General features: G+C 52.9%; 5 protein-coding genes. All 5 read right to left on the bottom strand.

Annotation, left to right across the window (positions count from 1 at the left end):
* Positions 1–73: 73 nt before the first annotated feature.
* On the bottom strand, positions 74–1606 hold the full coding sequence (gene emrB / locus GN208_RS10080) for a multidrug efflux MFS transporter permease subunit EmrB (RefSeq protein ID WP_004235564.1): 1533 nt from the start codon (positions 1604–1606) through the stop codon (positions 74–76).
* A 12-nt stretch (positions 1607–1618) separates the two neighbouring features.
* Positions 1619–2797, bottom strand: coding sequence for a multidrug efflux MFS transporter periplasmic adaptor subunit EmrA (gene emrA, locus GN208_RS10075; protein ID WP_004235565.1), 1179 nt, complete (start codon positions 2795–2797; stop codon positions 1619–1621).
* A gap of 243 nt (positions 2798–3040) precedes the next feature.
* Positions 3041–3556, bottom strand: coding sequence for a transcriptional repressor MprA (mprA, locus tag GN208_RS10070; protein WP_004235567.1), 516 nt, complete (start codon positions 3554–3556; stop codon positions 3041–3043).
* 483 nt (positions 3557–4039) lie between these two features.
* Complete coding sequence (locus GN208_RS10065) at positions 4040–5266, bottom strand: MFS transporter (protein WP_004235569.1); 1227 nt, start codon at positions 5264–5266, stop codon at positions 4040–4042.
* A 170-nt stretch (positions 5267–5436) separates the two neighbouring features.
* Entirely contained in the window at positions 5437–6435 is a 999-nt protein-coding gene (gene proX, locus GN208_RS10060; protein WP_004235570.1) for a glycine betaine/L-proline ABC transporter substrate-binding protein ProX, read from the bottom strand.
* Positions 6436–6510: the final 75 nt, after the last annotated feature.

The following is a 6510-nucleotide window of genomic DNA, read 5'->3' as shown; positions in this document are numbered from 1 at the left end:
GATAAATATATTTTATTTTTATATTAAGCACATCAATAAAAATAAAGGCACCGCAGTGCCCTTATTTTCTTATTTAATGTGCACCACCGCCGCCGCCACCGGCAGTAAACGGTGGTTTGGCAAACCAGACCAGCAGCATCAGCACCAGGAAGACACCGGCAGAGAGCCAGAAAATCTCGTTCGCAGAGATAATCAGCCCCTGGTCGGTGATCACTTTTGCGATATAGGCCGATGATTGCTGCTGCGACATCCCCATTTCACCCAGCGTGTGATACATCTGCTGTGTATCCGGGCTGAACGGGTTGATATGCTCGGCAAAATTGGCGTGATGCATGGACTCCCGCTGTGTCCACATCGTGGTGGTGATCGATGTTCCGATAGCGCCGGCCAGTGTCCGCGTAAAGTTTGACAGGCTGGATGCCGACGCCATTTTCTCCGGCGGCAGGCCGGAAAGCGTAATGGTGGTCAGCGGCATAAAGAAACAGGCGATTGCCAGCCCCTGTACAAACTGCGGCCAGGCTGCGGCGGCAAAGTCCATTCCCGGCTCAAACGTATAGGCCCGCCAGTAGAAACAGACGGTATACATAATGAAGCTGAATGTCACAATGATCCGGTAATCCACTTTATGAGCATATTTGCCGATAAGCGGTGTGATCAGCAGCGGCAGAATACCGACCGGCGCGGAAGCCAGTCCCGCCCAGGTGGCAGTGTAGCCGAATACCCCCTGCAACAGCTGCGGCAGCAGAACAATGGTGCCGAAATAGAGCATATAAGCCAGACTGAGGCTGAGGCAACCTATTGTGAAGTTCCTGCTCTTAAACAGAGACAGGTCCACCACGGGGTGATCATCCGTCAGCTCCCAGACGATCAGGAAGGCGATGGCAACCACAGCTATCACGGTCAGGACAATAATCTCCGTCGAGTTAAACCAGTCCAGCTCTTTGCCCTGGTCGAGCATAATCTGCAGACAACCAACCCCCACCACCAGCAGGATCAGCCCGACAGTATCAATCGGACGGATTTCCGTTTTGGTTTCCCGGCCCTCCAGGGTTTTTGCGGTCAGCATCATGATCACAATCCCGAACGGCACGTTGATGAAGAAAATCCAGCCCCAGTGATAGTTGTCACTGATATAGCCGCCGAGGATAGGCCCGCAGATCGGCGCGATAACAATGGTGACTGACCAGAGTGCCAGCGCCATAGTGCGTTTTGCGGGAGGATAGTTATTGAGCAGCAGACTCTGTGACAGCGGGATCAGCGGCCCGGCCACCAGACCCTGGATCACGCGGAAGAAAATCAGCATGCCCAGGCTGTTGGAAATACCGCATAACCAGGAGGAGATGGCAAACAGCGCTGTTGACCACATAAACAGACGCACTTCGCCGATCCGCTTGGCCAGCCAGCCGGTGATCGGGATGGAGATGGCATTCGCCACCCCGAATGAGGTAATCACCCAGGTTCCCTGAGAGTTAGAAGAACCCAGGTTACCGGCGATCGTCGGGATCGCCACGTTGGCGATAGTGGAGTCGAGCACCTGCATGAAGGTCGCCAGTGACAGGGCGATAGTCATCCAGGCCAGTCTTGCTCCGGTCAGTGGCGCCTGCATAACCCTGACCCCTTACTGACCGGCATTGCGGCTGATAATCTCAGCGATCATCTGATCCGCCGGTTGCATATCAATGCTCAGGGCACTGGTATGATAGGCCGGATCGGTGCGCACGCTTTTCGACAGCACCGGGCCGTCAGTATTCTGTGTGTCCACCGTGACATCACCGGAAAGACCGATACGCAGCGGGTATTTCTCCAGCTGTGCCGGATCCAGCGCGATACGCACCGGCAGACGCTGTACTACTTTGATCCAGTTACCGCTGGCATTCTGCGCAGGCAGCAGGGAGAAGGCGCTGCCGGTGCCCATGTCCAGCCCGGTAACGGTACCGGTGAAGACCACTTTGTCGCCGTAGAAATCAGTAACCACTTTGGCCGGCTGCCCGATACGCATGGCGCTCAGTTGGGTTTCTTTAAAGTTGGCGTCAATCCACATACCGGTGGCCGGAACCACGGCCATCAGCGGGGTAGCAGGGGTGATTTGTGCACCGACCTGCACACTGCGCCGGGAGACATAACCGTCCACCGGACTGCGGATATCGGTCCGCTCCAGTGCCAGCCAGGCGTTACGCACTTCAGTGGCTGCCTGTTTCACTGCCGGCTGTTCGCTCAGCGGGGTATCGAGGATCACGGCTTTGTTGGCATTAAACTGCTCGGTGGCAACATCCAGCTGCGCTTTGGCGCTCACCACGGCTTCACGGGCGTGCTGAAGTTCTTCTTTGCCGATCACATTCTGTGCGCCCAGTACTTCACGACGGCGCAGGTCATTCTGCAGGCGGGTCAGTTCTGAACGGCGGACTTCAATACCGGCCAGCAACTGACGGCTGTTGATCATCTGCTGATGTGTCTGGCGGACACTGTTTGCCAGCGCAACCTGTGCTTTTTCCAGCGCCAGTCCGGCATCCCGTTTATCGAGCTGCACCAGCAGTGTTCCGGCGGTCACATAATCGGTATTATCCACACTGACAGTGGTGACACTGCCGGGAACCTGTGACATCACAATCACCTGGTTGCCGGTGACATAGGCGTTATCGGTCGATTCATGGTGGCGGAGCACCATAAACCAGTAAACGGTGTAAGCCGCACCCAGTAATACAAACAGTAATGTCAGTAACATCAGCGCATTACGGCGTTGTCGTTTTTTGTTACGGACTGGGGGCTGGACAGCCTGAGTTTCCTCACTGACACTCATCAGTTATCTCCGGATATTGTTCTTTTTTTAAGGTGTTGCATGACATAACCGCAACAAAGACAGGCTTGCTATTGTCGTCACTGTGATAAACGACAACCGCAAGCCCGGATGGTCAGCACATCAATTGATGGCAGAAATGTCAGCCTGTGAAGGATAAAGGATCCGGGCCAACAGAAAAGGTTTTTTTACATCTGCTTATTGAGAAAAGCTCTTATTCATTAACCTTAAACAATAAAAGGTTATTTAGTTGTCGCTCTTATCGAGCTGAATAAGCAGTTTGCGCATCAGCTTTTCCAGGTTTTTCTGTTCATCTTCGGCCAGTGCTGACCAGATATGACGCAATGCATCATGCTGAGGCGGCAGCAGACTGTGCAGAAAATCTGAGCCTTTCTCTGTCAGGTGCAGATGCAGACAGCGGCGGTCATTGTGGCTCTCTTTGCGCTCAATCCAGCCGTTTTTCTCGAGTTCATCCGCAATGCGGGTCGCATTGGTGCGGGAAGAGCCGAGTGCGGCGCTGAGTTCTGAAGGCTGAATGCTGTGAGATTCTTTAGTATCCAGAATCATCAGTGCCATGAATAACGTCTCATTGATGCCCTGAGATTTCAGCATATTGTTGCGTTTTTCTAATAATTTACTCTGAACGTGCATTGAAAGCCGGGTCAGTAAAATTTCCTGATACGGCAGATCGGCACCCAGATTCTTCTGTTGTGAGATCCGGCTGTTAAGCAATTCTTCTGTCGGTGTAAATGAACTTTCCATTATTGAGATACCTTATTAGTTTCTGTTGGTATGTTAACCCGGCTATGACCCGGTGAAATGACCGGCCAAAAGATTAATTTAACAATTATAGCAGGTTAATATCACTACATTTCTTTTGATAATGCCACCTGATTCATAAATTTTATGAATGTTAGTCACAAATATCACTTATTATTTAGCAAATCACTTACATTTTCATTACCGGGCGGCTGACTCTGATTATGCGTAATTTTTGCTTCATAAATTACGTCAATTTTTATTAGTGAACCATGATAATGAAGAATATCAAATGACCTTCATTGCCGTTATGGCAGTGATTATCGCTGTGGTATCTATTTTACGTGGTCAAAAATTATTTTCTTTGATTAACAGTGTTATTTGTAACTTTTAACGAAGGAATAATCCACAGGTGGTAGATTATTATGCGATGTTTGTTGGATTTTTGAGTGGAAAAAGCACCCGAAGGTGCTTTTTCCGGAGGAATCAGGTGTGTGATGGCTGCTGACGGGTAGGCGTTTCATCAGACTGCGGTACATCATACTTCTTCCCGGCAAGCCAGATCACCAGTCCCAGGGCACTGACTGCCGCGCCGCTGTAACAGACGCCATCCCAGCCATAGTGGCTGTAGGCATAGCCGGACAGCAGTGAACCGAATGCGCCGCCGCAGAAATAGCAGGTCATATAACCGGCGGTCAGACGGCTGCGTGCCTCCGGCATCATCCGGTAGAGGGTACTCTGATTGGTGACATGCACCGCCTGTACCGCCAGATCCAGTACCACCACCCCGGCCACAAAGGCTGCGACAGAATAACCGCTCAGCGCCAGCGGGATCCACGAGAGCAGAAGCAGCAGCAGACCGGCGCTGGTGGTCAGGCGGCCTTTGCCTTTATCGGCAAAACGCCCGGCCGGGCCTGCCATCAGGGCACCGGCGGCACCGGCGAGGCCGAACAGCCCGATAGTGCTCTCGGAATAATTAAACGGATCCGATGCCAGCAGGAAGGCCATAGACGTCCAGAGCAGGCCGAACGCGGCAAACACAATGGCACCGAGTGCCGCCCGGACACGCAGAACCGGAGTGCGGACAAACAGCACCACAATGGAGGCCAGCAACTGACCGTATTTCAGTTCAGACACCTGCTTATACTGCGGCAGGTGCAGATACAGGATCAGCGCCAGCAGAACCAGCAGCCCGGATGCAGCCCAGTAGACTGTCCGCCAGCCGCCGAATTCCGCCAGCACACCGGCGACGGTCCGTGCCAGCAGGATACCGAGCAGCAGGCCGCTCATAATAATCCCGACCGCCTTGCCGCGGTGCTGCGGTTTGGCGATAGTCGCCGCCAGCGGAATAAGAATCTGCGCCACCACGGAAAACATCCCGGCCAGTGCGGTGCCCAGCAGCAATTGCCAGAGGGTCTGTGACAGAGCAGAAATCACCAGCCCGATAGCTGACAGCAGTGTCATGGTGACAATCAGGTTACGGCGCTCGAATTTGTCCCCGAGCGGCACCAGAAACATCAGGCCGGCAGCATAACTGAGCTGGGCGGTGGTGACGATAAATCCGGCCATACCGGCGGTAACGCCGAATTGTGCGGCAATCGTCTCCAGTAAAGGCTGTGCATAATAGTTACTTGCGACTAACAACCCGGTTGCCATTGCCATCAGGCAGATAAGCTGAGGTGTCAGAACCGCATCAATAGTTTTCTTTTTCATGATTATTATAAGATTGATTGAGTATGAAATGATTACGGGTACTACGGAGCGCTACTATATAGAAAGCAGACCGGAAAGGGTATCGATTTTGTGAGGTTGATCACGTTTCGTTGAGGGTAAAAAAAAGCGGCCATATGACTATGGCCGCCGGGAGGCTTTTTCAGATCCGGTTATTTATCAGCGGCTTTGCGTGCCTGTTCAATCCAGCCGTCGAATTTTGCCTGATTGGCTTTAATCCAGGCATTGGCGTGGCGTTCAATATCCGCCTGCGAGTTTTCGCCGTTATGCATGCGCAGGTTCTGGGCGTTGATGGCCGAGACCGGCAGTTTCATGACAGCGAACAGCTCTGCGGCAGCCGGGTTCTGCTCAGCCCAGGCTTTGTTGGCTGCGATATGCATGGTGCTCGGCGGGAAGCCGTAGTTTTTACCGTTCGGCAGTTTGGTGTCAATTTTTTCGCCGTCCGGCATGGAGGAGAACGGTACTTCCAGCCAGACCACATCACGTCCCGGTTTCAGCACATCACTGATCCAGTACGGCGTCCAGGTATAGTAAAGCACCGGTTTGCCTTCTTTGTAACGGGTGATGGTGTCTGCCATCATCGCAGCGTAGTTCCCCTGGTTGTGCTCAACGGTGTCTGTCAGCTTATAGGCGTTCAGATGGTTGTTGATGGCGGCCTCACAGCCCCAGCCAGGGTTACAGCCGGTCAGATCCGCTTTACCGTTGCCGTTGCTGTCAAACAGTTTGGCGATTTCCGGGTCTTTCAGTTGTTCAATATTGGTGATGTGGTATTTCTCAGCGGTTTTCTTGTCAATCAGATACCCCTGAGCGGCGTTCACGACATAATCCCCTTTGCGGTAGAATTTATCGTCACCTCCGGCCGCTTTGTACTGGGAATTGTGCAGCGGCACCCAGCTTACTGCCATAAAGGTGGCATCACCGTTGGCGATTGACGCATAGGCTACGTTGTAATCCACTTCCTGAATCGGCTGCACGTCATAGCCGAGTTCTTCCAGTGCTTTGTTGACGATAAGGGTCTGAAAGGTTTCTTCAGTAATGGTGCTTTGTACAGGCAGCACTTTGACCCCTTTGCCCGGCTGCGCGGTGTCCGCGAAAGCCTGAGTACCAATGAGTGCCGATAAGGCGATTGCTGCGATTGCTGTCTTACGCATCGTTTTCCCTCTTGTTGTGCCTGCCGCCGCGATAACAGCGGCAGGGTGATAATGAGCGGGAGCGGAAGCCCCCTG

Origin of the sequence: Morganella sp. HSTU-ASny43 (genome assembly GCF_022819185.1) — a bacterium.
In the GTDB taxonomy this organism is placed as follows: Bacteria; Pseudomonadota; Gammaproteobacteria; order Enterobacterales; family Enterobacteriaceae; genus Morganella; species Morganella morganii.
The sequence above is the reverse complement of the archived record's forward strand: the minus strand, read 5'-3'. Positions and strand labels throughout refer to the sequence as shown.